Below are 344 nucleotides of genomic sequence, written 5' to 3' on the forward strand. Positions count from 1 at the left end.
CTGCCGCAGGACGCCGCCGGCAACGCGGTGCGCGGCCGGGTCGAGCTCCTGGGCACGCGCAACAGCCTGGTGCACAGCGAGGGCGAGGGGCTGACCACGGTGGTCGGCCTCGACGACGTGGTGGTGGTGGCGACCCCCGACGCGGTGCTGGTCGCCTCGAAGGCCCAGTCGGGCCGGGTCAAGGAGCTGGTCGGGGTGCTGCGGGCCCGGGCTCATCCGGAGGCCGACGCGCACCGGCGGATGTACCGGCCCTGGGGCTGGTACCAGCGCGTCGACATCGGCGAGCGCTTCCAGGTCAAGCGCATCATGGTGACGCCGGGCGGGCGCCTGTCGCTGCAGAAGCA

General features: G+C 74.1%; 1 pseudogene. It reads left to right on the plus strand.

The annotated features are described in order from the left end of the window. A pseudogene (gene cpsB, locus MKK70_RS24490) lies at positions 1-344 on the plus strand (mannose-1-phosphate guanylyltransferase/mannose-6-phosphate isomerase); the annotation flags it as partial.

The organism is Methylobacterium sp. E-041 (genome assembly GCF_022829665.1).
Classification (GTDB): domain Bacteria; phylum Pseudomonadota; class Alphaproteobacteria; order Rhizobiales; family Beijerinckiaceae; genus Methylobacterium.